This window comes from Desulfovibrio litoralis DSM 11393 (genome assembly GCF_900143255.1).
Taxonomy (GTDB): domain Bacteria; phylum Desulfobacterota; class Desulfovibrionia; order Desulfovibrionales; family Desulfovibrionaceae; genus Frigididesulfovibrio_A; species Frigididesulfovibrio_A litoralis.
This window is the reverse complement of record NZ_FRDI01000005.1, coordinates 103,214-128,985: the sequence shown is the minus strand read 5'-3', so window position 1 is coordinate 128,985 and position 25,772 is coordinate 103,214. Positions and strand designations below refer to the sequence as shown.

Annotated in this window: 21 protein-coding genes; 10 read left to right on the top strand and 11 right to left on the bottom strand. The window is 35.4% G+C overall.

The window, feature by feature from the left end; genetic code table 11:
* Nucleotides 1-66 precede the first annotated feature (66 nt).
* The 8 genes from ffh to BT999_RS06980 all read left to right on the top strand — a co-directional run bounded on the left by ffh (nucleotide 67) and on the right by BT999_RS06980 (nucleotide 10,073).
* Nucleotides 67-1,602 (top strand): signal recognition particle protein, encoded by a 1,536-nt coding sequence (gene ffh / locus BT999_RS07015; RefSeq protein WP_072697069.1) that lies wholly within the window; start codon nucleotides 67-69, stop codon nucleotides 1,600-1,602.
* 57 nt (nucleotides 1,603-1,659) lie between these two features.
* The gene (gene rpsP, locus BT999_RS07010) at nucleotides 1,660-1,899 is read left to right on the top strand and encodes a 30S ribosomal protein S16 (RefSeq protein ID WP_072697068.1); all 240 of its coding nucleotides are present in this window, start codon (nucleotides 1,660-1,662) and stop codon (nucleotides 1,897-1,899) included.
* 172 nt (nucleotides 1,900-2,071) lie between these two features.
* Nucleotides 2,072-2,305 carry a KH domain-containing protein gene (locus tag BT999_RS07005; RefSeq protein WP_072697067.1) on the top strand — a complete coding sequence of 78 codons (234 nt, stop codon included), beginning with the start codon at nucleotides 2,072-2,074 and terminating at the stop codon, nucleotides 2,303-2,305.
* Nucleotides 2,306-2,345: 40 nt separating this feature from the next.
* Nucleotides 2,346-2,921 carry a ribosome maturation factor RimM gene (gene rimM / locus BT999_RS07000; protein WP_072697066.1) on the top strand — a complete coding sequence of 192 codons (576 nt, stop codon included), beginning with the start codon at nucleotides 2,346-2,348 and terminating at the stop codon, nucleotides 2,919-2,921.
* A gap of 156 nt (nucleotides 2,922-3,077) precedes the next feature.
* The gene (dnaE, locus tag BT999_RS06995; protein ID WP_072697065.1) at nucleotides 3,078-6,548 is read left to right on the top strand and encodes a DNA polymerase III subunit alpha; all 3,471 of its coding nucleotides are present in this window, start codon (nucleotides 3,078-3,080) and stop codon (nucleotides 6,546-6,548) included.
* Nucleotides 6,549-6,560: 12 nt separating this feature from the next.
* Nucleotides 6,561-7,160 carry an HAD-IB family phosphatase gene (locus BT999_RS06990; RefSeq protein WP_072697064.1) on the top strand — a complete coding sequence of 200 codons (600 nt, stop codon included), beginning with the start codon at nucleotides 6,561-6,563 and terminating at the stop codon, nucleotides 7,158-7,160.
* A gap of 52 nt (nucleotides 7,161-7,212) precedes the next feature.
* Nucleotides 7,213-8,400, top strand: coding sequence for a radical SAM family heme chaperone HemW (gene hemW / locus BT999_RS06985; protein ID WP_072697063.1), 1,188 nt, complete (start codon nucleotides 7,213-7,215; stop codon nucleotides 8,398-8,400).
* A gap of 101 nt (nucleotides 8,401-8,501) precedes the next feature.
* Nucleotides 8,502-10,073 carry a KAP family P-loop NTPase fold protein gene (locus BT999_RS06980; protein WP_072697062.1) on the top strand — a complete coding sequence of 524 codons (1,572 nt, stop codon included), beginning with the start codon at nucleotides 8,502-8,504 and terminating at the stop codon, nucleotides 10,071-10,073.
* Nucleotides 10,074-10,109: 36 nt separating this feature from the next.
* Here the strand turns inward: BT999_RS06980 and BT999_RS06975 are convergent, their stop codons facing one another.
* From BT999_RS06975 to BT999_RS06945, 7 genes are all read right to left on the bottom strand, one after another.
* Nucleotides 10,110-11,789: a glycosyltransferase family 4 protein gene (locus tag BT999_RS06975; protein ID WP_072697061.1), complete on the bottom strand. Its 1,680-nt coding sequence runs from the start codon at nucleotides 11,787-11,789 to the stop codon at nucleotides 10,110-10,112.
* 37 nt (nucleotides 11,790-11,826) lie between these two features.
* Nucleotides 11,827-12,741 (bottom strand): RNase adapter RapZ, encoded by a 915-nt coding sequence (rapZ, locus tag BT999_RS06970; RefSeq protein ID WP_072697060.1) that lies wholly within the window; start codon nucleotides 12,739-12,741, stop codon nucleotides 11,827-11,829.
* Between the two features lie 75 nt (nucleotides 12,742-12,816).
* Nucleotides 12,817-13,965, bottom strand: coding sequence for a MerR family transcriptional regulator (locus tag BT999_RS06965; RefSeq protein ID WP_072697059.1), 1,149 nt, complete (start codon nucleotides 13,963-13,965; stop codon nucleotides 12,817-12,819).
* 177 nt (nucleotides 13,966-14,142) lie between these two features.
* Entirely contained in the window at nucleotides 14,143-14,367 is a 225-nt protein-coding gene (locus BT999_RS06960) for an Imm17 family immunity protein (RefSeq protein ID WP_072697110.1), read from the bottom strand.
* Nucleotides 14,368-14,424: 57 nt separating this feature from the next.
* Nucleotides 14,425-15,471 carry an aspartate-semialdehyde dehydrogenase gene (locus tag BT999_RS06955; protein WP_072697058.1) on the bottom strand — a complete coding sequence of 349 codons (1,047 nt, stop codon included), beginning with the start codon at nucleotides 15,469-15,471 and terminating at the stop codon, nucleotides 14,425-14,427.
* Between the two features lie 47 nt (nucleotides 15,472-15,518).
* Nucleotides 15,519-16,703, bottom strand: a complete 1,185-nt coding sequence (locus BT999_RS06950; RefSeq protein ID WP_072697057.1) for a phosphoglycerate kinase — start codon at nucleotides 16,701-16,703, stop codon at nucleotides 15,519-15,521.
* 68 nt (nucleotides 16,704-16,771) lie between these two features.
* Complete coding sequence (locus BT999_RS06945) at nucleotides 16,772-17,050, bottom strand: amphi-Trp domain-containing protein (RefSeq protein WP_072697056.1); 279 nt, start codon at nucleotides 17,048-17,050, stop codon at nucleotides 16,772-16,774.
* Nucleotides 17,051-17,233: 183 nt separating this feature from the next.
* Between BT999_RS06945 and BT999_RS06940 the strand changes: the two genes are divergently transcribed.
* Complete coding sequence (locus tag BT999_RS06940) at nucleotides 17,234-17,923, top strand: hypothetical protein (RefSeq protein WP_072697055.1); 690 nt, start codon at nucleotides 17,234-17,236, stop codon at nucleotides 17,921-17,923.
* Nucleotides 17,924-17,953: 30 nt separating this feature from the next.
* Nucleotides 17,954-18,430, top strand: a complete 477-nt coding sequence (locus tag BT999_RS06935; RefSeq protein ID WP_072697054.1) for a hypothetical protein — start codon at nucleotides 17,954-17,956, stop codon at nucleotides 18,428-18,430.
* 98 nt (nucleotides 18,431-18,528) lie between these two features.
* Here BT999_RS06935 and BT999_RS06930 read toward each other — a convergent pair whose 3' ends face one another.
* The 4 genes from BT999_RS06930 to BT999_RS06910 all read right to left on the bottom strand — a co-directional run bounded on the left by BT999_RS06930 (nucleotide 18,529) and on the right by BT999_RS06910 (nucleotide 25,698).
* Nucleotides 18,529-20,091: a leucyl aminopeptidase gene (locus BT999_RS06930; RefSeq protein WP_072697053.1), complete on the bottom strand. Its 1,563-nt coding sequence runs from the start codon at nucleotides 20,089-20,091 to the stop codon at nucleotides 18,529-18,531.
* A 27-nt stretch (nucleotides 20,092-20,118) separates the two neighbouring features.
* Complete coding sequence (locus BT999_RS06925) at nucleotides 20,119-21,012, bottom strand: hypothetical protein (protein ID WP_072697052.1); 894 nt, start codon at nucleotides 21,010-21,012, stop codon at nucleotides 20,119-20,121.
* A gap of 129 nt (nucleotides 21,013-21,141) precedes the next feature.
* Nucleotides 21,142-24,132: a DNA translocase FtsK gene (locus tag BT999_RS12295; protein WP_084650630.1), complete on the bottom strand. Its 2,991-nt coding sequence runs from the start codon at nucleotides 24,130-24,132 to the stop codon at nucleotides 21,142-21,144.
* A 249-nt stretch (nucleotides 24,133-24,381) separates the two neighbouring features.
* Nucleotides 24,382-25,698 carry a sodium:solute symporter family protein gene (locus tag BT999_RS06910; protein WP_072697051.1) on the bottom strand — a complete coding sequence of 439 codons (1,317 nt, stop codon included), beginning with the start codon at nucleotides 25,696-25,698 and terminating at the stop codon, nucleotides 24,382-24,384.
* Between the last annotated feature and the right edge of the window lie 74 nt (nucleotides 25,699-25,772).

Genomic DNA, 25,772 nt, shown 5'->3' with positions numbered 1-25,772 from the left:
AATAAATTAAATACTAAATTTAAACAACATTTTTTATGATAGTTTTTAAGTATAAAGGCAAGGAATATGTTTGATAGTTTATCAGATAGGTTAAACTCCATTTTCCGCAATTTAAGCGGGCAGTCTCGATTGGATGAAAATAATATCCAAGAAGGTCTGAGGGAGGTGCGTCTTGCACTGCTTGAAGCTGACGTAAACTTTAAAGTTGTAAAAGATTTTGTTGAAACAGTAAAAGAAAGGGCGTTAGGGCAAGAGGTTTTAAAAAACCTTAATCCGGCTCAACATGTAGTTAAAGTAGTACATGAAGAACTAGTTGCTCTTTTGGGCGGAGAAAGTAACGACCTTAAACTAAGAGGCGAAAAACCTTATGTTGTAATGGTTGTTGGTCTTCAAGGTTCGGGTAAAACCACCTCTCTTGCCAAGTTATCCGGTCTTTTACGTTCCAGAGGTCATAAACCTTATCTTGTGCCTGCTGACGTTTATCGTCCTGCGGCGATTGAGCAATTAACAACACTGGCGAAACAGCTTGATATGCCTGTTTTTGCATCTACTGTTGATATGAATCCTGTTGATATTGCAGGGTTAGCAGTAGAAGAGGCTAAAAAACTTGGTTGTGATTTAGTCTTACTTGATACGGCCGGGCGTTTACACGTTGATGCTGTATTGATGCAAGAACTTGTTAATATTAAAGCCAAAGTAAAACCTTGCGAAATATTGTTTGTTGCTGATGCAATGACGGGTCAAGATGCTGTTACCGTTGCTGATGCTTTTAATCAAGCTCTTGATATAAGCGGTGTCGTTTTAACCAAGATGGACGGCGATGCCAGAGGCGGAGCCGCTTTATCTATTAAATCGGTTACCGGGAAAAATGTTAAATTTGTCGGTGTTGGTGAAAAACTTACAGATATTGAACTTTTTCACCCTGATCGTATAGCCGGACGTATTTTGGGCATGGGCGATATGCTCACGCTTATTGAAAAAGCACAAGATACAATAGAAGCAGAAGAAGCTGAGGCTCTTGCAAAAAAAATGCAAAAAGCTCAGTTTACGCTTGAAGATTTTCGTGTTCAGATGCAACGCTTAAAAAGCATGGGATCTTTAGAGGGTATACTTAAGCTTATTCCGGGTATGTCGGGTTTGCGTCAAAAATTAGGTTCTCTTTCTGTTCCTGAAAAAGAAATGAAGAAAATAGATGCGATAATAAGCTCTATGACAATTAAGGAACGTAACAATTCCGATATAATCAATAATAGTCGAAAACAACGTATTGCCAAAGGTAGCGGAACATCATTACAAGATGTTAATCAGCTATTGAAACAATTTGAAACAATGCGTCAAATGATGAAAAAAATGATGGGTGGATCAGGGTCTAACGCATCAAAAAATAAAGGTAAAATGCCTCAACTTCCTTCAGGTTTTCCGAAAATGCCGGGACTAGGCGGTTTAGGAGGACTAGGTGGTTTAGGTTCATTGGGCGGCTTAGGCGGGCTTGGTGGTTTTGGTGGTGCTGGATCTGATGATTCCGCTGGTGGAATGTCAAAAAGTGCTTTAAAAAAGAAAAAACAAATGCGAAAAGAACAACGCAAAAAGAAAAAACGTTGACTTTTTTCGTGCTTATTTTTAGATTAAATAAATACACTGACTAGTGTGGAGAAAACAATGGCTGTAAAAATTAGATTAACTCGTCTGGGGAACAAAAAACGTGCTTTTTATCGTATAGTTGCAACAAATAGCGGAACTAGACGTGATGGCAAACCTTTGGAAATGCTTGGATACTACAATCCTATGACTAATCCTATTGAAGTGAAAGTTGATACTGACAAGCTGAAGAAGTGGATGGAAATTGGTGCTCAACCGTCTGAAACTGTAAAATCTTTGTTGAAAGACTATTTAAAATAGCATTTAACTGGGCATATTACAGAACCATAGCTAAGCTTTTCTCGTTCGCAAATCTATCTCTTTTGAAGTTAGTGCTGGTCTGTATTATTACTCTTTTTAAAAAAAATATTGTGTATATTTAAAAAGGGTGTGATGCTTTTGTGTACTATTCGCAACGAAATTGAGGTGTGCTATGTTGAAAGAATTAGTAGAGTATATTGCAAAGTCTCTTGTTGATAAACCTGAAGAAGTTTTTGTTCAAGAGGTTGAAGGTGAACAAATCACTGTTCTTGAACTTAGAGTTGCTAAAGAAGATATCGGCAAGGTGATCGGCAAACAGGGTAGAACGTCTAGGGCTATGCGTACAATCCTAGGAGCTGCCTCTAATAAAATCAAAAAACGTTTTGTTTTGGAAATTTTAGAGTAACTTAAAGGGTGGTTTTGAGCCACCCTTTTTTTATAATACTATGAATAAAAAAGAAAAATTAATTTGTATAGGGCGTATAACTAAAGCCCATGGTATAAAAGGTGAGCTTGTTGTTGACTTTTATGGGGAAGAGGCTTCCCTATTAAAAGGATATCTATTTTTATCAAAAAATGAAGAGATACAGGAAGTTCAAGCCTTTTCACCTGATATAAAAAAAATAGAATTAAACGCCTTACGCCAACATCATGGGAAATTACTCATCGTTCTAAAAGATATAACAACCCGCAATCAGGCAGAAGATTTAAAAAATTTTTATTTATTTATTCCTGAAAGTAAATTGCCTGAGCTGTCTGACGGAGAAGTTTATCTACATGCTATTTTAGGTGCAAATATAGAGGTGGAAGATAAAAATGGGCGACGTTTTCTCGGGGTTTTAGAAAGTGTTGACCAATCAAGCGGACAAGAACTTTGGGAAATTATAACCAATGATGAAAAAGAGGTTTTATTCCCTGCGGTTAGTGAATTTATCAAAGAGTTTGATTTGGATAATAACTTGATTATAATTAGCCCCCCCGAAGGGTTACTTGATTTATATCTCACAGAGCCTGAAAATTAATCTTTCTTCTGCTTTGTTTTTGCACATAATTAGACTTTGAAAGATTTTGTTTACTCTATTTTTTAATCGAGTTATTCTACTCTTTACTTTTTTTAGACTTGATAAAGAGAGAATAAACTCTTTTTTAATATATTGTAGAAATTTCGAGGTTTAATAATGTCTGATTTCGTGCATTTACATTGTCATAGTGAATATAGCCTGTTAGACGGGGCAATTCGTTTAAAAGACCTTTGTGCTAAGGCAAAAAGCTTTAATATGCCTGCTGTTGCTGTTACGGACCATGGCAATATGCATGCGGCACTTCCATTTTTTTTGGCGGCTAAAAATCAAGGGATTAAACCCATTATTGGTTGTGAAGTTTATGTCTGTGATGACCATACCGATAAAGATAGTGCTAAAGCTAGAAGAAGGCACCACCTCGTCCTGCTCGCTCAAAATAAAGAGGGTTACCATAACCTTGTTAAGCTTGTTAGCCATGGGGCTTTATACGGTTATCATTATCGCCCGAGAGTCGATAAAAAATTACTTGCTCAATATTCTAAAGGAATAGTCGCTTTATCTGCCTGTTTAGCCGGAGAAATTCCTCGAGCTGTTTTATCTGATAACCGTGAACATGTTTTAAAACTTGTTGAAGAATATCGCTCGATATATCCGGATCGTTTCTTTTTGGAAATACAGTCTAACGGAATAAAAGAACAAGATATTTTGAATGAAAGATTGTTGGAATTATCTAAAGAAACAAAACTGCCTTTAGTTGCCACTAATGATTGTCATTATCTTAACGCTGATGATTACGAAGCTCATGATACTTTATTATGTGTACAAACGTTGTCGTTAGTCAATGATGCTAAACGCATGCGTTTTGATACCAAGGATTTATATTATAAAAGCCCTGAAGAAATGTCTAAAGATTTTAGTTATATTCCTGAGGCTATAGACAATACCGTGCGTATCGCAACGGAAATGTGTGAAGAGATTGAGTTTGACTTTAAAACCAACTATTTTCCTGTTTATTCTTTGCCTGAGGGTATAAGCATTGAAGAAGAGTTTCGCCTTTTAGCCAAAAAAGGGTTAGAAAAACGACTCGAAACAATGCCGGACGTTGATGCCAAAACTTATTGGGACAGATTGGAATTAGAGCTGAATGTTATTTGTCAAATGGGCTTTCCTGCTTATTTTTTAATAGTACAAGACTTTATTAACTGGGCTAAAGACAATGATATTCCCGTTGGTCCGGGGCGTGGTTCTGCGGCCGGCTCTTTAGTTGCCTTTGCGTTAAGAATTACTAACTTAGACCCGCTACCTTATAATTTATTGTTTGAAAGATTTCTCAATATCGAACGTATCAGCTTGCCTGATATTGACGTTGATTTTTGTGAACGCAATCGTCATAGAGTTATTGATTATGTTTCTAAAAAATATGGTGCTGATTCCGTAGCACAAATTACAACTTTTGGAACAATGAAAGCTAAGGCGGTTGTTAGAGATGTCGGCAGGGCGATGGGGCTTAGTTTTGCGGAAACCAACCGTTTAGCCAAACTTATTCCAAACGATTTAAAAATCACTATCAAAAAAGCCTTGGAGCAATCGCCTGATTTAAAAACAATTTATGATACTGAGCCTGACAATAAAAAATTACTTGATGTTTCCATGCGTCTTGAGGGTTTATCACGACATGCCTCAACACACGCAGCAGGGGTTGTAATCTCTGATAAACCTATGAGTGAGTACCTGCCGTTATATAGAGGGAAACGAGATGAGGTTGTTACTCAATATGATATGAAAATGGTTGAAAAAGTCGGGCTTGTGAAGTTTGACTTTCTTGGTCTAAGTACAATGACCTTGATTTATGACGTTTTGGAAAATATTCGCATTCAAGGTAAAGATGTTCCTAATCTTGATACCATGCCTTTTACCGACGAAGAAACTTATAAACTTTATGCCTCCGGTGAAACTGACGGAATTTTTCAGGTTGAAAGTTCAGGAATGCGTAGCTATTTACGCATGTTAAAACCAAACTGTTTTGAAGACATTATCGCCATGCTTGCGTTATATCGCCCGGGACCTCTTGGTTCAGGTATGGTTGATGAATTTATTAAGCGTAAACACGGAGAAGTTGAAGTTTCTTACCCTCACGCAAGCTTAGAGCAGTGTTTAAAAGATACCTATGGGGTTATTGTTTACCAAGAACAGGTTATGCAAATAGCTCAAATTGTAGCTAATTACACTCTTGGTGGAGCTGATTTATTGCGTAGAGCTATGGGTAAAAAAGACCCGGCGGCAATGGCGGCAGAAAGAACTCGCTTTGTTGAAGGGGCTATAAAAAATAATGTTGAAGAAAAAAATGCCAATGAAATTTTTGATTTAATGGAAAAATTTGCGGAATATGGTTTTAATAAATCTCATAGTGCCGCATACGCCGTTATTTCTTATCATACCGCATATTTAAAAACTCACTATAAAACAGAGTTTATGGCGGCTTTATTAAGTTCTCAAATGAACAACCAAGACAAGCTTTTAAAATATATTGCCGCTTGTAAAGATTATAATATTGAGGTTGATATTCCAAATGTTAACACTAGCTTAAAAGAGTTTTCCGTTAATGAAAACAACATAATCTTTGGGCTTGGCGGAATTAAAAGTGTGGGTGATGAAGCCATAAAAGATATTGTTGAAGCCAGAAAAAGTGGCGAATTTACATCTATGTTAGATTTTTGTATGCGGGTTAACTTACGCAAAGTTACCAAAAGAGTTTTAGAAAACCTGATTAAAAGCGGGGCATTTGATTGCTTTCAGGTTAGCAGAAAGGCGTTATTTGAAAATATTGAAACTATTGTTTCCAAAGCTCAAAAAAAACAAAAAGAAAAAGATAATAATCAAGCCTCACTTTTTTCAATGCTTAAACAAGAAGAACAGCCTATTTTATCGGGTTTAGGTTTTTCTCAGTCAAAAGAGATGTTGGAAGAGTGGACAGATGAAGAAAAGCTTGGTTTTGAAAAAGAAGCTTTGGGCTTTTTTCTCTCAAGCCACCCCCTACAACCTTATACAAGAGAAATGGACCGTCTTGGTTTATCCACCCTTGAAGATAGTCGTGAATTTAGTTCTCAACAAAAATTTACTACAGCTGTTTTAATCACCGGAATAAAAGAAATTATTACCAAAAAAGGCAATAAAATGGCGTTTTGTCAGATAGAAGACTTAACGGCTTCCGGTGAATGCGTTATTTTTTCTGATTTATATATAAGCAGTAAAGATTTAATAAATTCGGACAAACCGCTTTTGATGGAAGTTAGAACTGGTGAAATGGAAGATAGTAGTCTTGATGACGAAGAAGATGTTTTAACTCCAATTAAGGTTGTGGCTTTATCAATTCGCCCCTTAGCCGAAGCGTGTGCATCTTGTGTTGAACCCATGATTTTTGAAGTAAATTTTGAAACTAATAGTGATAAACTTAACCCAGAAAGAATCGCACAACTAAAAAACGTATTAAAAAAACATAAAGGACGAGTCCCTTTTCATTTAGAAATTAAACTTGGTGATTATTGGAGCAGGTTGGCTTTTGATGCCAATTATTGGGTAGAGCCTACCCCGGAACTTGAACTTGATCTAAAAGCTTGGGCCTGGTAAAAATAGTCTGTTATGTCTAAAACACTTTACGCCTTTGATTTAGATAGCACTATTACCAAAGCTGAAATCTTGCCTTATTTAGCCAAAGAGTTAAAACAAGCAGAAGAAATGGATTTATTAACCAGGCAAACACTTGAGGGGTTTATTCCTTTTGATGTTTCTTTAACCAAACGCTTTAATATTTTACGCCATATTCCGCTTAAACGAGTGCATGAATTACTTTCAGAGTTGCCTTTAGATCAAGAGATAGTTGAATTTATCAGAACCCATCAAACAAATTCAATTGTTATCACAGGCAATATTGATGTTTGGCTTAAACCAATAATAGTCAAACTTGGGTGTCCTTGTCTTTCTTCTATTACTTGTTTAAAAAATAATATCTTGGAATTAATAGATATTATGGATAAAGGCAAAGCGATTTCAAAGTTAAAAAATGAATGGGAAAAAATAATCGCTATTGGCGACAGCACAAACGATATTCCCATGTTTCAATTGGCTGATATGAGTATTGCTTATGCCGGTGTGCATAAAATAAATATAGAAGTCGCGAAACAGGTAGATTTTATTTTTGATGATTCAAAAGAATTATGTGCTTTTTTAAACCAATTGTAATATAAGAAGCTAATTATATTAATGTAAAAATTATCAAGGTATATTGTTTGTAATGTTATTATATATTCATGTCCCATTTTGTAAAACACGCTGTAATTATTGTGCTTTTTCTTCAATTGCGGTTGGAGATTTACAAATGCTCTCAGGGTATAATACGAGTGAAACACCCAATAAACAATTACAGTTAGTAGATTTATGGCTTGAAACATTATTGCTTGAAATAAAACATTGGGGAACAACACTAAACAATAACACTTTAACAACTATTTTTTTCGGCGGTGGAACTCCGAGCCTTTTATCAGAAGATAAAATTGCACTTATTATAAATTGTATAAATAAATATTTCACACTAAATAAAGGGATAGAAATCACTATTGAAGCGAACCCTGAGTCGAGCGGAAACACTGGATATTTATATTCTTTATTAAAGTTAGGAGTAAACCGCTTAAGTTTGGGAGTTCAGAGTTTAGACGATGCAAATTTACATGAATTAGGGCGTAGCCACACGGTAAGGCATGTGTATAATACCGTTAACGTAGCCAGACAGGCCGGTTTTAATAATATTAACCTTGATTTAATCTGGGGTTTGCCGAGCCAAAGTGCTACTGCATGGATGAATACTCTAAAAGAAGTTGTTAAGCTTAAGCCGGAGCATTTATCTTGTTATGGTTTAAGTATTGAACCGAATACAAAATTTGCTCACGAGCTAGCGGCGGAAAAGTTACACTTGCCAAACGAACGAACGCAATCTCTTATGTTTGTTCAAGGGGCAGCGTTTTTAGAAGAATTAGGTTATATTCATTACGAAATTTCAAATTTTGCACGCATGGGCTTTAAATGTCTTCACAATATGGGCTATTGGGAAGCTAAAGATTATTTAGGGCTAGGACCGTCAGCAACATCTACTATCAGTCAACAACGTTGGACTAATCCGAGTGATTTATCCGAGTGGTCTAACAATGTTAAAAATGGACTATTTTCAAGTCAAATAGAGCATCTTGATCAACAAACGCAACTGGTTGAACTCATTATGCTTGGCTTAAGAACAGCCAAAGGTTTAAATATTAAAGAATATAATGCCTTAAGCGGAAAAAACTTTATGAATGAATATAAAAATATTATTGAAGCCTTACATAAAAAACGCTTGTTACGCATTAAAAATGGCTATTTAATCTTAACCAATAACGGAATGTTAGTTTCAAATAGTATTATCGAGGCTTTTACGAATAATATTGGCTAGTTTGATGTTGGTATGATTATAATAGAATAGTTGTCATGAAAATAAAAATAGGTTATTTTTTATATAGCGATATTTGTTTATGACTATTTAAAGGATAATCCATGACAACACAAAATACTTTTTCACTGTTAGGAAGGGCTGAAGGTACTCACCCCAATGATGATTATGCTGAGCCTTGTTGGAAGTTCGATTTATCTGGAGGAAATAGAAAAAACCTCGCAGAAACATTAACGAACTTTTTTAAACAAAGTTCAACGCCTTATGTTGTCGCTGTACATGGTGAGTGTGGTACTGGCAAGACGTTTTTCTTGAAAGCATGGAAAAACTGGTTGTTGGAACAGCCTTTTAACGTCAAAGCCACAGATAAAAACTCACAAAGCGAAGAAAAAGGCAATGGAATAGGCTTGCCATGCTTTTATTTTAACGCATGGGAAGTGGACTATTCAGAAGATGCTTTATTGGCATTTTCATATTCTATTATAGAACAAATAGAAGAACAAAAAAAGAATACAGATGGTTATCTATCCAGAGTCAAAGAAGCAATAGTTAGTGGTGCTACTACAGCCATGAAAAATGCTCCTGCTACTATAGGGGCATTAACAACAATTGGTATCAAAGCAGGTCTGCGTTGGCTAAAAGTTGACCCAAATGAGGTAGTTGACGCTCTTGTTCAAGACACTACTGATGCTATTGCAAATAAAATACAAGATACTTTTGAAAAAACACAAGATGCACGTCAGGCAGTAAAAGAGAACATTAAAGACTTCGCCAAGGCTTGTTATGACGAAACTGGTAGCCCCATTATCATTATGGTTGATGAACTTGACCGCTGTAAGCCAAGCTTTGCCATAGAATTATTAGAAAATATCAAGCATCTTTTTTCTGTACCACATGTAATTTTTATCTTGGCGTTAGAAGAAAATCAACTCGCTAACTGTATATCTTCTGTTTATGGCTTAGATACAGTTGGAGCAAAACGCTATTTAGGACGTTTTATTGATATGCAAGTGCGTTTACCTGAGATAGATATTGCACAGTATGTTAAGTCTTATGCTAATATCAATACTTGTAAGTTTTTAGCTAATAGTTTTCATGCTAATTATATTGTTGATACCCAAAACGTGGGGGAATGTACAGTCGCAAAGTCTCTTTCTGTGATTTTTTCTTCTCTAAATCTAAGTTTGCGAGATATTCATCAGGTTTTGTCTCGACTAGCTGTTATTAACATTACACAACCAACTAATTTATATCTAATTCTTTGTGGAAAAGCCTTAGCTCGTTTGCAACGAGGAGATACGTTAGATAATATTGCTTTGTTTGGTGAGCTACCAGCACATATACAAGTAAATAGAGATATACAAGATATACAAGAGAGATATTTAGTGGAGGCAATAAGACAAATTGAAGAGGAGATTAAGAACGCCGTAGACTATAGTTCTTTAAATAACGCAATAAAAAGTGAAATTGATAGGTGTATAGAAGTAAAACGTAAATATTTATATTACTTCAAGCTAAGTTTAGTAGAAGCTGGATATAACCGTATCATATATACTTATAAAAGCTCAAGTATATATGATCGTCAAACACTTATTAGAGATCATTATAAAAAATGTATCATACGGGATCTTTCAACCGTTTCTGGTATTGATTTTACCTTTCAACAGGATGAGTGATTTTCTTTATCAAGTTACATTTCGCTAGTTATTAGCCTAAACCAACTCCAACAAATCTTGCTTTAGACACCACAAAAGAATAAATTCTGCATTCTCTTGGTCTAAAATATTGGGTGTTTCTATTTTATTATATTCAAAAAATAATTCCCTTAACTCTTTAACCGTACAAGCTTTTCTCGCAACAAACATCAGTTTTTTTAAAAACTCTTGCGAAACAAGTGCTTCAATTTCCGCATAAATCACGGGAAAATCTTTATTATTATAAAACGCCGTTCCAAACTCAGAGCGTTTTAATAAAAGTTCATCGCCAAGCTGACTGGTTGTATAATGTCCAAACACATTAGAAAAATTATGATTAAAAGGGTGGCTAATATTTTTAAGCCTTTCTCGTTCAGCTTGGCTGATTCCTTTGGCGTTAAGCTCTTCCCAATAATTAATATATTGCTTGATAACAAGGTTCCAGTCATATTTTTCCAAAGCGTTTTTATATGCATTTCTACCAAGCTCAATGCAAAGTTCCGAATTATTCACAAGTTTTATTAAATATTCTGCAAATAATGGAATATTCAAAGCTGTTTGTTGCGAAAGTCTTAAATGATATTGGCTATCAAACAAAAAACCGCCTAAAACATCGCTCGCTTTTGTTGAACTAAATCCAATAGTTGGAATTAAAAGTCCCGTTGTGTTATGCTGAACTAAATCTTTATAACCATCATAATCAGAAGCTAAAACCGCCAAACCTGCGAGAGCGGCTTCAATAATGGTAATTCCAAAAGTTTCTTGAATATTATCACTGGGTGAAATAAAAATATCAGCAATATTAAAGAGTTGCTTTTTTTCTTCTTCGCTAGGTGATTCTTTTAAAATAGTTTGAATACCCAGTTTTTGAGCAAACTTTTGAATTTGATAAGGCGTAATATCGTCTTTATCTTTTGCACCCGCTAAAATCAAAACAAAGTTTTTTGTATCTAAACCAAGACTTATAGCACGCTGCAACGCCTTTAATAAAGGTAAAAGATCCATCTTTGAATAATGAGAAAAACGCCCCAAAACAAGAGCCACTCTGGAATTTTGGGGAATATTTAACCTTTTTCTAGCCTGTTCTTTGTCTTTTATTTTCTCTTTGCTGTCAGGCGAAGCAAACATCTTTGTATTAATACCTAGCGGAATGCGTTTTAACTCAGGTCTTTTTAGGTCTTGGCTATGAAAGTGCTGACTTAATTGTTCAAAAATATTATTTACAACCTTAACTCCATCAGTAGATGTAACAATAATAGCATCTCGGACAGTACAGCCTTGCCACAATTGAGCTAAAAAGTGTGGTAAATAACGCACATAACTTAAAGAATGTGTTACCCCTGTTACGGGAAAAATATTCTTTGCCAAAGCGTTACGCAAGGCACATAATGGGGCAGTATCAGCTATGCTGTCTGACAAATGAAAACAAAAGTAGTCATTTTTTATGATAGCATCAGGCAAATCTTTGCGTAATGCCAAAAGAATGCGTTTTTTATCTAGTTTTGGATAATTATTATAAAAAAAACGCTCTAATGTTTCAATTTGCGAATTATTGGCTAAGAAAAAATGATATTCATCAAAATAATCAGCGTCAATTAATGCGGTTAAAAAGGTACTATTGGCAACAGTACGCCCCAAAATATCGCCACTTTCAACAAAAGGGTGAAGCGTTCCAAATATACGAGCAGGGTGAGACACAAACAAGTCCTTTATTGAAGTATTTTTTTATTAAAATTTAGCCCAAAGAAAGATGGCGATGTTCTTTAGAAACAATAAAGCCTTTAGTTTGTAAAAAACTGCTTATTTTTTCAGTAACCGCAACGGAACGATGTCGCCCGCCGGTACAACCAATTCCTATAGTAATGCGAAAACGCCCTTCGGCTTGGCTTAATTTTAAAGTAAAGTTTAAAAAATCTTCGAGTTTTTTTACAAAACCTATTCCTGACTCTGAATTTAGAATATAGTCTTGAATTTCTTTTTCCAATCCTGTTTTTAACTTTAACTCGGGTTCAAAATAAGGGTTTGGTAAAAAACGTAAGTCAAAAACAAAGTCTGATTCGGTGGGCATTCCATATTTAAAACCAAAAGAAATAAGATGAACTCTTAAAACATGTTTAAGATTTAAAATAGCTCCCCATTCTTCTTGAATAATACGCCTTAGATCATGAATCGAATAACTTGAAGTATCAACAACTAAATCGGCTTTTGCTCTAACAAGTTGCAGATGTTCTCTTTCTTTGTTAATTGCTTGTTCCAATCCGAGTTTTTTCTTTTCTAGGGGGTGAGGGCGCCTGGTTGTGGAATAACGGTTGATAATAACCTTTGTTCCGGCTTCTAAAAATAAAATACGCACTTTTACGCCCATTTCGTTAAGCTGGGCAAGTGCATTTTCCAATTCTTTTGTAAAGTCGCTATGTTTTATATCAACGCCTATAGCCACACCCTGATAATTTTTTAAGTTATCTTTATTTAATAAATATAACATATTAGAAGCAAGGGCAGAGGGCAAGCCATCAACGGTAAAAAAATTCATATCTTCAAAAACATCTAAGGCTGTACTTTTGCCTGCTCCTGAAAGTCCCACAATAATAAATACGGGAAAGCTATCAGGTATTTGTTTTTTTTCACTTTTAATCGGAATCTGAGACATTACATTCTCCTTTTAGTGTGAAAATGAAGAAAATATACCGATTTCAACAGATTTTAACCAATTTGATACAAAAACTTATTCCGATAACCCATGAATAAAAGGTAAAAGCTCAGAGGGGTGAACATCTGTGCCGTTGTCTGTAATTCTTGTTGCGATCACTACAGATTCACCTTTTTGGGTATTTGATTCAACAAGTAATAGGCGTAAACAGCGAGGGTGTTCATTTTTTGTTTGCTCAATAACAAACCACCAACCTGCCGTATCTTTTTCCCATCTTAACACAAAATTATTTGGAGGCGGGCTATTATAAGCTAAAATTGCTTTAAGGTCATTTAAAGAAAAGCGTCCCTTACTTTTATCGGCAACACTGATATATTCACCTTTTAAACTACGAATAATCAAGGGAAGAGCCAACAATTCTCTTGGAGGTTGTTCGTTAATACCGGTTGTGGGTTGATCAACATTAATAAGTTGATCAACATCAGTGCTTTTGGGGAAAGACATAACCGTTGCTTTTTGTGGTTGGAGCTGATTGTTATCATCAGAACCAGACAAGTTGTTAAACTTTTTATTTAAAGCATATTCAAGACTTTGTTCTATTTTTTGCCCTAAAATAGGGGCAATCATGTCTTGCACCAAACCGCTTAATTGTGTTGAAATATTATCAAAAGAACGAGACAGGGAGTTTAATTTTTCTTCATATTTTTCAAGACGTTCTGTAATGTTACCATGATTTTCTCTTGTTGAGTCAAAATGTTGCTGAGTATTTTCCGGTGTACTACTTGTTTCTATTTGTACTTTTTCTTCCAAGCGTTGTACTTTTTTTAAGATCGTGTTTTGTTGTTGAGTTATGGTAATCATTGCCTTTGATAAGCTACCTAGGATGTTTTTGACATCTTGTGGAGTTTGTTCTTTGTCTATAGCATTCTGATTAGTTTGAGTTTTTTCAGCTTTTGCACTTATCCATGAAAACTCTTGGCTCAAACGCTCTCTAACTTCAATAATAGACATACCTTGTTCAAAAAAGTCTCTAATTTTTAAACAAACTTTAACGGCTTCCGGGGTAAAGCGAATTGGCTTCCCCATATTTGCCACAGGAATACAATCAGGAAATTTGCGACGATAACTTTTAACTGTAGTTTCTGAAACTCCTAAAAATTCGGCTAAACCTTTATGAGTAAGAGAGGGCGGGGAATCATTTTTATTGTGAGTTTTTTCGCTCATGCAAAATATCCTTATGATTATAAACTGTAATGCACTATCTAGTTATCGATAAGATAAAAAAGACTTTGGGTCAATCTTCTTTTATTTATAAAAAAATAAAAAGGTTCTTAGCAGATATTGCTTATCAAACTAAGAACCTTTTTGTGGTTTACTATTAAAAGACAATGAATGAATGATCTATCCAATTGGCTTGCCTGTAGCCAAGGAATAAAGAACAGCCAGCTGAAGAAAAACTCCAACAAGCAAAAACACACTGCCAAATATAATATAAAAAATACGAGTACCTTTACGTCCAAGTATTTTGATCATAAACTTAGCTCTTCTGTCATTCATAAAAAAATCATATTCTTTGATACTACACCATACGGTAAATAGTCCGATAGCTATCAAGACTAGAGGCATTAAATATACTACTATCGGAGGCAATGGAGTTTTCATGAATTTCCTTTAATTAAAAAACTACATAAAAGCATTAGGATCTTTAACTTTTAAAAGATTGTCTTTTAAAAGACGCTCAGCTATTTGAACAGCGTTTAAAGCAGCACCTTTACGAATATTATCGGCAACAACCCACATATTAAGACCATTGGCGATTGTTTCGTCTTCTCTGATACGCCCAACAAAAACTTCATTTTCTCCGGCGGCGGTAATAGCCATAGGATACATTTTTTCGCTTGGATTATCAAATACTTGAATGCCGGGAGCTTTGCTTAAAATTGCTCTGGCTTCTTTTGAGGTAAGTTTTTTTTCTGTTTCTATATTTAGTGATTCACTATGACCATAAAAAACAGGAACACGAACGGCTGTTGCCGTAACTTTAATGTTAGGGTCGTTCATGATTTTCACGGTTTCGTCAACCATCTTCATTTCTTCTTTTGTATAGTCGTTTGGCATGAATACATCAATTTGAGGCAGACAGTTAAAAGCAATTTGATAAGGATAAACTTTAACGTCAGGGGCTTGTAAATTAAACATTTGTCTAACTTGAGTATCAAGTTCAGTGATCGCTTTTTGTCCTGTTCCCGAAACAGCCTGATAAGTAGAGACAATAACACGCTTGATTTTAGCTGCGTCATGTAAAGGCTTTAAAGCAACAACCATTTGAATAGTAGAGCAGTTAGGGTTAGCGATAATACCTTGGTGATTTTTTAAAGCCTCAGGGTTAACCTCAGGCACAACCAAAGGACAACGCTTATCCATACGCCATGCACTTGAGTTGTCTACGACGACACAACCGGCTTTAACCGCATGTGGAGCATATTTTTCAGACGTAGAACCACCTGCGGAAAAAAGAGCGAGGTCTATACCCTTAAAAGAATCTTCTTTTAATTCTTTTACTACTATTTTTTTGCCTTTATACTCAATGCTATTACCGGCTGAGCGAGCAGAGGCAAGAGGAACAAGCTGAGAAAAAGGGAAATCTCTTTCTTCTAAAATTTTTAACATTTCACGACCAACGGCACCAGTCGCACCAACCACCGCAACAACAACTTTTTTTTCTGACATTTTGCTATCCTTTATTATAGTAATTTACTATTGGTAATAAAAAATATTTAATTAGTTTTTTTAGATTTTTCTTCTAAAACAGCAACCGCGGGTAACGTTTTGCCTTCGAGAAATTCTAAAAAAGCACCACCACCAGTTGATAAATAATCAACACCATCTTTAAGCTTATATTTTTCGATCGCTGTGAGGGTATCACCTCCACCTGCGATAGAAAATGCTTTACTATCTGCCACAGCCTGACAAACCGCTTTTGTGCCTTCGCCAAACTGGTCAATTTCAAATACGCCAACAGGTCCGTTCCAAACAATTGTTCCGGCATCAAGCAAGATTTTACGATAAATTTCGGCTGTTTTCGGACCAATATCCAAAATCATTTCATCAGTCGAAACTTCATTGACGTTTTTAATCGTTGCTTTTGCTGTTTCTGAAAACTCAGTTGCAACAACAACATCGACGGGGATTGGAATTTCTCCGCCGGCTTTTTTGGCTTCGTCTATTAAAGATTTGGCTTCGTCAATTAAATCAGGCTCGATTAAAGATTTTCCAACTTCATAACCGGCAGCTTTTATAAAATTATTAGCTATTCCCCCACCGACAATCAACTTATCTACTTTTGTCGACAAGCTTTTTAAAATAGTCAGCTTTGTTGAGACTTTAGATCCGCCAATAATGGCAACTAAAGGTTTTTTCGGGTTGTGCAACGCCTTGCCCAATGCTTCAAGTTCTGCGGCAAGCAGAGGACCGGCACAGGCAATAGGAGCAAACTCAGCTATTCCTGCCGTGCTGGCTTGGGCTCTGTGTGCGGTTCCAAAAGCGTCCATTACAAAAACATCGCAAAGAGCAGCATATTGTTTGGATAATTCTTCATTATTTTTCTTTTCGCCTTTATTAAAGCGTACATTTTCCAATAAAACAATCTGACCTGATTTAACATCAACCCCGTTGAGATAGTCTTTTATCAAGGTAACGGGTTGTTGTAATAATTCGCTTAACATTTTTGCAACGGGAGCCAGTGAAAATTCTTCATTATATTCACCTTCAACCGGGCGACCAAGGTGAGAGGTTACCATAACTTTAGCCCCTGATTGAACCGCCAGTTTAATGGTTGGAAGAGCCGCCATTATTCTTGCTGTTCCGGTAACTTTTCCGTCTTTAATTGGAACATTAAGGTCTTCACGAATAAAAACTTTTTTATCTTTAAGGTTTAAGTCAGTCATTTTAAGAACTTGCATATTTATCTTCCTTAATTCGTTTGAAGTAATATAGTTTAAACAAATAAAGCCGTTAGGTTATATTCTTTTTATTCTTCGGGGCAATCAGGTACTTCAATGGGTTTATTACGCCATGAAATTTCTAAAACTAATGAGCTTCGTTCACTACTGCGAGAGGCATTCACTTCAAAATCGATAACTCTTGGTGCTTCTAAAGTGAGTTGTTCACCACTTTTTTGGACTTTCACATGACCTTCTTTTATGCTTTCAGCCATTGCTTCAATTAAGCCCGCCACATCATCACGAGTGAGGCGAGTGGTAAAATTTAATTGTTCTGTTTTTTCTTTTGAGCAAGTATGGTTTGGCATAATTATATTCCTCAATAAGACTTATATAATAAGATGTTATAAGATTCAACCGTTAATATAACTTCATTTTATATAAATTAAGTTATTATGTGTTTAATTTATAGCTGTTTATTTTGCTTTTGTCTATTTTACTTTGTGTGATTTTTTGGATATATTGATATTGAAATGAAAAAGGAGCTACTTATGAAACTCGGAACTATTTTAAGTTTGGTTTTGGTTTTAATCTGTATTGGGTTTAGCCGTGGATACAGCAAAGAAGAAGTATGTCCTATTGACGGAAAAAAGTTTGAATTTAATTCGAAAAAGAATTTAGCACTGGGTATTAATCAAAAATACCCTGAATGTCCTCGCTGTGGTTTTGTTTTATTTGAAGTTAGAAGTTATAATCCATATAGGGAGAAGTTTAAACAGTATATAATGTCTGATGAATATCAAAAAATGCGCAAAACAGAAACGCAAACTTGGCGTATTGCAAAAATTGTTGAAGCAGATCAACGACCACTTGAAACATATGTTGGTTATCTTGAAGAAGCTACATTAAGTGCAAATTCTAAACAATACTCTAAATATGCCAAAGAGGCTATTGATAGAGAGCTTGATGTGGTAAAAAGATGGGAGAGCTACGGAGATATAGTAGCTACAATTCCTCGTCTTATTATTATCGATTTATATCGTAGTTTAGGCGAGTTTGAAAATGCGAAAAACATGATTTTAGAAACAAAAAAGATGATTGTAAAAGAAAATAACAATGATAATACAAACTATAAAGAAGCGTTGGGAATATTAGATAAGCAACTTGTTTTATTAGATAAAAAAGATATAAAGCGTAGGTATTTACGTAATAAAGAAGGCGAGTGGTCTTTTAGAAATTGATTTAAAATTAACAATAAAGAGGGCGATAGTATGCTTAAACCACACGTTTATTTAAAGGTAACTCAGTTAGGTATTATATTTTTGAGCTTGTTTTTACTTGTTGGGGGCGGTGTTAATCACTCATCAGCCAAAACAACTAAGACCGAAAGAATAACAGGTTGTTATTCAAGCTTGTTTTATCATGATGAGAGCGGTGATATTTTAGGATATGAATTTTTTATTATACCCGGACCATTGGAAAACGAGTATTATGTTATGTTTCAAGAAAGCCCGGGCTGGCCACAAAAACCATTATTAGTACCACTTAAAGTTAATGGAAATTCAATAGAATTTACTGTTCCCAGAGATGAAAAGTTTAATAAAGACGAAATGATTTTTAAAGGAAAGATAATACCGGGAAAAATAGTCGGTCAGTTTAACTCGTATAATGAAAAGATTGAGTTAAAAAAGGGAGAAAGTTATTGGCAAGATTTGGAATATAATTCAAAGCGAAACAACAAAAAATAAGACCATTACACAATGGTTTAAAAAGTAAGAGCCGTTATAAAAATACAACGGCTCTTATTGTTAAATACACAAATAAATATCTAACTATATAAAACAAATTATTTATTGCTTGCAATACTTAATAATAATCTAACGCCAAAGCCGGAAGCTCCACCGCCAAGTATAGAGTTTTTCTTTAAAACATAAGCCGGGCCTGCCATATCTATATGTACCCATTTTAATTTGGCATTTTCGCCTTCAAACTCAAGGAACTGTTTTAAAAAGAGTGCCGCATTGATTGCTCCACCTTCACGAGAACCAATATTTGCCATATCAGCAACATCGCTCTTCATGCTTTCAAAATAATTACCCCATAATGGCATAGACCAAACATAATCACCTGTTTTGTTACCATATTGATAAAGTTCGTGGCTAAAATGGACATCATTTGAAAATAAACCGGCAATATCTTCACCTAAAGCGATAGCACAAGCCCCCGTTAAAGTAGCTAAATCGACAATATATTCAGGGTTCCAACGTTTTTGAGCATAAGTTAAAGCATCACAAAGAATCAAACGCCCTTCGGCATCAGTATTGAGAATTTCTACGGTTTTTCCCGAACAAGTGGTAACAACATCACCCGGGCGAGTGGCTTTTCCGCCAATCATATTTTCAGTACAAGGCATTACACCGATCACACGTCTTTTTAAAACTTGCTCATTTGTTCCGCTAGTGCTTAATTCGCCAAGGGTTTTGAAAAAGCCTAAAATAGCGGCCGCACCGCCCATATCTGCTTTCATTTCGTGCATTTTGGCAGCAGGTTTTAAGCTAACTCCGCCAGTGTCAAAGGTAATACCCTTACCGACATAAACAATTGGAGTTTGGTCTTCCGTGCCTTTAGGGCAATGTTCAAGAATAATAAAACGAGGTTTTTCTTTCGCAGCTTTTGCTACCGCCAAAAAAGCACCCATTTTAAGGTCTTTGATTTCGTCTTTTTCAAGAATCTCTATTTTAAAATTATATTTTTTAGCTAAAGACTCCGCTTGATCCGCCAAGTATTCAGGAGTAACAATATTTGCCGGCCCATTAGCTAACATACGGCTAAACATTACACCTTCGGCACTTGATTCTCCACGGCGTAGAGCGGCTTTTATATTATCATAATTTTGTTGTGAATTAAGATAAATATTTAAGGTAGTTATTTCTTTATCTTCGTCTTTTTTACTTGTATAAATATTAATTTTATATAGTGCTAACTTAGCGGAAAAAACAAGCTCTTCAACGATATTAGATAAATCACAACCATAAAGCTTTGCAATCTCATCTAAATTGTCCTGACAAAAAGCAACGCTAGTAAGATTGAGTTTTTGTACTTTTTTTATTGCTGTTCCAATAACTTTTCTGAATTTATCAAAAGGAGATAACTCGCTTTTAAGTTTATCAATAGAACCAAGACCAATACATAAAAGACGAGGAATATTTTGCTCCGGATGACCATAAGCAAGAGCCAAATCTTCTTCTTTTCCTTGAAAATCTCTGAGAGCAGGGCTGATTTCTACCCAAGGGGCTACGTCTTTTAGTGCTTGTAGTTTTTCTAGCGGTTGAGTGCCTTCACATGATAAAACTATACAGACATCAGCCTTCCAGTCTTTGCTTGGAGTAGTATATAAGTTACAATTCATATGGTTATCCTTTCTTTTTTATTCAATTTATTCACTTGTATTTTCAAGCCATTCACGGTTTAAAGGTGCAATGGTTATATGAGGAGGTAAAACTAAATCTAACTGTGCATCTGTATACGCTAAGTTTGGTTTACCTCGTTCTTTAATCGTAAATGTAATATTTTTTTTCGCTTTAGGAAAGTCTATAATGAGTTTTTTTAACATCTTACCTTGTTTTAAATAATCAGCAAAATAAAATGTTATATTCCAATTTTCATAGTCATCGTCTCTTTTTTCATCTGATTGCCACATAATAGGAAAGCCCTCAGCATTAACGGCGATTCTTCCCTTAAAAGCCCCCTCAGGGATAAGATAAGTAACCGTCGCTTCTTCAATACCTTTTATTTTTAGGCTTTTTTCTTTGTCCATGCGTATAGGTGTAATTTGATATTTGGGTAATAAAATATCTGCCTCTTGCCCTCGTATAATATGAGCTAATTCACATAAAGAAAAAGGAATGGGAATTCCAAGTTCGGTTAAGCCTGAATTATAAGATAGAGCGGCTTTATTGTCTTCCGGCATAAAAATCAATAATTCATTGGCGTGTTCGCTGATTTTAGCAAGAGTAACACCAATATTGGCTCTTAAGTCAAGTCTAAGCCTGCAATGTTCTTCTTCAACATTTCCCCATAACAAGGTTTGGACAAAGGTTCTTTTTTCTGCATGGACTATTTTTAAACTACTGGAAATATTAAATCCACCTTGTTGTTCTGTGTTTAAAGAAGAACGTTCGGTAAATTTTTTCCAAGCCAAATCCGCTTGTTCATTTGGAATAGTCGCTGTTTGCTTTGATGAAAACAAGGTACATGCGGACATATTTAACAATAGAGCAAAAAGAAAAGCAACTTTGTACAAGCGATTGAAATAGTTATGACAATACATAAAACAGCCTTGAGAAAATTATTTTTTAAGCTAAAACTAATATCGGTATAATAATTGAATATATTATATTAAAATCAAATCATTTAACAACTAAAATATTATATTATTTTATTCTTGTTGAAACATAATTTAACGAATAACCACTCTTGGTTTACTTCCATCAGCCGGCCCTATAATGCCGTCATGTTCCATTTGTTCAACATAACGAGCCGCACGGTTAAAACCAATGCGAAAACGTCGTTGAATCAAGGAAATTGACGCTTTGCCTTGTTGGTATACAAAACTAACGGCTTCTTTATACATTGGATCAGAGCCAATATTGTCTATTAAGTTTGTTGAACCTGATTCTAAAGAGCTTGGATCAGACAAGGCGGCAAAGTCGACCTTATAATCAGGTTTCATTTGACTACGCCAAAAATCAGCCACACGAACGACTTCGTCATCGCCCACAAAGGCCCCATGCAAGCGTTGAAACTTTCCACCGCTAGGTTTAAAAAGCATATCGCCTTTACCTAAAAGATGTTCCGCACCAACGGCATCTAAAATAGTACGAGAGTCATGTTTTGACGTTACTTGAAAAGAGATACGACAAGGAAAGTTTGCTTTAATTAAACCGGTTACAACGTCAACACTTGGGCGTTGAGTCGCTAAAATAAGGTGAATCCCTGCGGCTCTGGCGAGTTGTGCTAGACGAACGATAGAGGTTTCAACCTCTTTTGCTCCCGTCAACATAAGATCGGCTAATTCATCAATAATAACTACAAGATAAGGCATTGGTTCTAGGTCGCATAGCTCTGGAGGACGATTTTTGCCTAATTCTTTTAATTTGGCATTAAAAGCCGTAATATTACGAACGCCCAATCTGGCAATATCCGTATAGCGTTTATCCATTTCGGCAACAGCCCATTCCAACGCATTTTTAGCTAAAGACATTTCAGTTACCACAGGGTGGACTAAGTGAGGCAGGTCAGCATAAACAGCTAGTTCAATACGTTTTGGGTCAACTAATAGTAATTTGAGTTCATGGGGTTTGGCTTTGTATAAAAATGAAAGTAAAATAGAGTTTAAACAAACGCTTTTTCCTGCTCCTGTTGCTCCTGCTACCAGTAAATGGGGCATTTTGGCAAGATCAGCGGCGATAGGTATGCCGGCTATGTCTTTTCCAAGTGCCATGGTTAGTATTGATTCGGAGTTTTTGTAGCTTTCTGAATCTAAAATATCTTTAAAATAAACGGTTTCACGAATTTCATTGGGAATTTCAATTCCAACAGTATCAGAACCCGGAATAGGAGCTTGCACTCTAACCGCAACAGCTTTTAAGGCGAGAGCTATATCATCATTTAAGTTTGATATTTTTGCAACTCTCACTCCCGGTGCCGGTTTGACTTCAAACATAGTAACAACAGGACCCGGAACAATACGCATTAATTCGCCTTGAATGCCAAAATCAGACAAACAAGCCATCAGGCTGCGTGCTTTTTCGTCTAAAATGTCATCAGCCGGACCTGAGTCATAATGGTTTGGCTCTTCCAATAATTCAAAAGACGGCAGGGTAGTTATAGCTATTTCTTTTTTATGTGTTGCAACTGTTGCTGTTGAACTTTGAGAAGTCTTTGGTAGTTCTTCCTGATATAAATTAACATCTTGTTCAATAAAGTCTTCTGTTGCGTAATCTTCTTCTGCATCATCTTGAATTGTAACTATATTTTGCGGCTTTGCTTGCAAAGAGTTCTTCTGTTCAAAGCTTGGTTCATTTATGGAATTTATTTGTTTTGCAATGCTTAACTTGTTTAATTCCATTATTAAATCTGGTGCTTTATTCTCAGCTCTTGCTTGATTATTCTGTGTTTCTAAAGAGGTAGTAACTTGTTTAAAAGGTTCACTCGAAACGTCTTTAGGTAAATTTTGTAAAGGCTCATTAACAAAACTTTCTATAGGTTCGTTTCCATCAATGTTAGATACAAGTTCCACCTTGTCTTGCTTTATTGCTGTTTCAATTGATACGTTTTTTTCTGGTTGCTCATCAAAAAGGTTGGAATATTGATTAGGTTCTCTCTGGGTTTGCAACGGTGAGGGTTGTGAGAGCCACGCCAAATCTTCGGGAATATCTTCGTCTATAAATGTTTGTGGCTGAGTTGCCTTTTTATTTGTTTCTTGTTGCATAAAAGTTTCTTGAGCTTGAAACGCAGCAATATTCGTTGTATTTTCTTCACTTTTGTTTTCTTTTACTTGTGGTTTGTCAGTAAAAGAAGGGCGTTCAATAAGAGATACATGAGAGCTTTCACTCGGTTTTGTTTCATTATTTATATTTAATATTGGTTGCGTGGTGTCGTTTTGAGTAGTGTTGTCTTGCGAAGTGTTGTTTTGTTGAGTGGTTTCGTTAAATTCTGACAACTCGGAAGCATCAACCCAGTGTTTTTGATGTTGTACTTTTAACTCTTCTCTTTTATTAAAAACATCGCTTGTATTTTCTATATCATGTTGAGTTGAGGCATATCGTTTAGCTTCATCTTTTCTAGTTTCATGATAAGTTTCGCCTTGTTGTCTACTTTTTCTGATAAAACGTTTTGTTAAAAAGTCGACGAAGCTATTCTTTTTTTCTGTTAATTTATTGATAAAACCTAGCAAGCCTGCATTTAAAAACACGAGCCAAGAAAACTTAAATATAAGTTGAGCAGATAAAAGAATAAAAAAGCCAAAGACAATAAACGCACCAATCGAACTAAACATAAAGACGACAAAACGCCCGATACTGATACCTATTAATCCGCCACCTTTAATATCACCGATTGACCAAGTAAAAATCGCACTTAAAGACATAAAACAAAGCCAAAAAATTATTAGCCCTATTTTTCTTCCTACTTGCGTGGGTTCTTTGTCCCAAATATTTTTATAGCCACCATAAAATAAGATTATCGGAATAAAATAAGAAGCTATCCCCATAAAGTCTACGATTAAGCCTGCTAAATATGCACCAAAAATACCGGCACCGTTTTTAATCGGTTCTTTAAGATTAACAACATGGTTTAAATGGCGATCGCTTAAGTCAAATGTAATCAAACTAAGTAAGGTGATAATTCCCAAAAACAGTAAAAAGACCCCAAATAGCTCACGGGGCAAGCGTTTAGTATCCGTAACAGTAACCTCAAAAGGGTTTTACCCTTAGTTTTTTAAAGTAATACTTTAAGTTTATTGCAACCAATATACACTGCAATAATTTTCCATTATATTATTCGATTTAGTAATAAGTAGTGCAAATTACAGCTTTAAGTAAAATATTTAGACAAAGCAATTTATACTGCAAGTTTTTAAACTAACACAAACATGATTCTTTTTCCAGTACTTTAATAACATCTAATATTTATACTCTTAACGCAGGGGGTTCATTTTGTTTTTTCTTACGCCTGCTAAACTGATTATTACAGCCAAGCCTATTCCCACATAGCAAAAATTAATATTATTTACAATAGAAGCAAGCAGCCCAAAAGAGCTTCCCGTAATCATTGCCCCCATCATAATCTTAGCATTTTTTACATAATTATCGGAAAATAACATCCCTATAAAAACAGGAGCGACAACCCCGCACACATAAAGATTATGAGACATCAACAACAATTCTAAAATACCTTTATTAAAAGAAGTAATTAAAAGTGCCACCAATGCGATAAAAACCATGGCAATACGACATATTTTTGGGTTACTGCTTTTTAAAAGGTCATTGCTTAAAACCGTTGAGGCGGTTAAAAGACAAGCGTCAGCAGAAGAAACAATAGCACTTATTAAACCTAAAAAGACGAGAGAACTAAGCCAAGTTGGAAATTGGGTAGCCAATAAAGTAGTTAAAACTTTATCCGGTGTTGTTGCATCAGGGATAAGACCTTTCGCATAAAGACCTATTCCCACAATAACAACTTCCACGAGCAATAATCCGATTATAGCAATTAAAGTACCCTGAAAAGCCGCTTTGTTGTCTTTAGCACTCAGTATTTTTCCGTAAATCATTGGACAAACCACATAACTACTGCCTACAATCAATAAAAAGTAATATAACTTACTCATAGGGAAGCCTTGGTTGACCAATTCAAACGTAATACTCGGTTGTGGGGCTGAGCCAATCAACCAAATAAAAGCCAAAACCAAACACGCAAACATTAAAAAAAACTGAAACATACTGCTTCTAACGATAGCGGCCTGACCACCCAAAGTTGAGTAAGATAATATCAATCCGGCTCCCAATAAGATTGTATAACTGGTATTTAAGCCTGTTAATGATGAAATAATCGTTTGCATTGCCGAATATTGAGCTGCTATAATTGCGAGCCATGCGACAACAATAATTCCCGAAGCTATTGGCCTGGCTGGTTTTCCTATAAAAGACGTGATCATTTCGGGCATGGTTCTTGCCCCACTGGAGCGTATTTTTTTTGATAAAAAGATCATTAAAATAGTTAAACCCACAGCCCCAGAACCAAGCCACCAAAACGCCGGTGTTCCTACTTGCCATGTTAAACCGACTGTGCCTATAGTTGCCGAACCGCCAACACAAGCCGAAACTATGTTTGTGCCTACTGCTGTTGAACTACTGGATCTATTGTTGACAAAAAAAGAATCGCTAGAGTTTAGTTTGTCTTTTGCCAAAAAACCGATAAATAATAAAATAAATGCATATATTATAAATAGAGTCATTATCTTGTGCCTTTAATAAAATAAAATGTCATACGCTTTATGCAGGTTGTAAACCGTAAAAGATCATTAATCTT

Bases quoted from the DNA above. Each gene is read 5' to 3' on its own strand.
- hemW (WP_072697063.1), top strand. From the start codon at position 7,213: ATGTTATTATATATTCATGTCCCATTTTGTAAAACACGCTGTAATTAT.
- dnaE (WP_072697065.1), top strand. From the start codon at position 3,078: ATGTCTGATTTCGTGCATTTACATTGTCATAGTGAATATAGCCTGTTA.
- BT999_RS06965 (WP_072697059.1), bottom strand. From the start codon at position 13,965: ATGAGCGAAAAAACTCACAATAAAAATGATTCCCCGCCCTCTCTTACT.
- BT999_RS06990 (WP_072697064.1), top strand. From the start codon at position 6,561: ATGTCTAAAACACTTTACGCCTTTGATTTAGATAGCACTATTACCAAA.
- ffh (WP_072697069.1), top strand. From the start codon at position 67: ATGTTTGATAGTTTATCAGATAGGTTAAACTCCATTTTCCGCAATTTA.
- BT999_RS06910 (WP_072697051.1), bottom strand. From the start codon at position 25,698: ATGACTCTATTTATAATATATGCATTTATTTTATTATTTATCGGTTTT.
- rapZ (WP_072697060.1), bottom strand. From the start codon at position 12,741: ATGTCTCAGATTCCGATTAAAAGTGAAAAAAAACAAATACCTGATAGC.
- BT999_RS06925 (WP_072697052.1), bottom strand. From the start codon at position 21,012: ATGTATTGTCATAACTATTTCAATCGCTTGTACAAAGTTGCTTTTCTT.
- BT999_RS06935 (WP_072697054.1), top strand. From the start codon at position 17,954: ATGCTTAAACCACACGTTTATTTAAAGGTAACTCAGTTAGGTATTATA.
- BT999_RS06940 (WP_072697055.1), top strand. From the start codon at position 17,234: ATGAAACTCGGAACTATTTTAAGTTTGGTTTTGGTTTTAATCTGTATT.
- BT999_RS06930 (WP_072697053.1), bottom strand. From the start codon at position 20,091: ATGAATTGTAACTTATATACTACTCCAAGCAAAGACTGGAAGGCTGAT.
- BT999_RS06980 (WP_072697062.1), top strand. From the start codon at position 8,502: ATGACAACACAAAATACTTTTTCACTGTTAGGAAGGGCTGAAGGTACT.
- BT999_RS06955 (WP_072697058.1), bottom strand. From the start codon at position 15,471: ATGTCAGAAAAAAAAGTTGTTGTTGCGGTGGTTGGTGCGACTGGTGCC.
- BT999_RS07005 (WP_072697067.1), top strand. From the start codon at position 2,072: ATGTTGAAAGAATTAGTAGAGTATATTGCAAAGTCTCTTGTTGATAAA.
- rpsP (WP_072697068.1), top strand. From the start codon at position 1,660: ATGGCTGTAAAAATTAGATTAACTCGTCTGGGGAACAAAAAACGTGCT.
- BT999_RS06960 (WP_072697110.1), bottom strand. From the start codon at position 14,367: ATGCCTCTAGTCTTGATAGCTATCGGACTATTTACCGTATGGTGTAGT.
- BT999_RS06950 (WP_072697057.1), bottom strand. From the start codon at position 16,703: ATGCAAGTTCTTAAAATGACTGACTTAAACCTTAAAGATAAAAAAGTT.
- rimM (WP_072697066.1), top strand. From the start codon at position 2,346: ATGAATAAAAAAGAAAAATTAATTTGTATAGGGCGTATAACTAAAGCC.
- BT999_RS06945 (WP_072697056.1), bottom strand. From the start codon at position 17,050: ATGCCAAACCATACTTGCTCAAAAGAAAAAACAGAACAATTAAATTTT.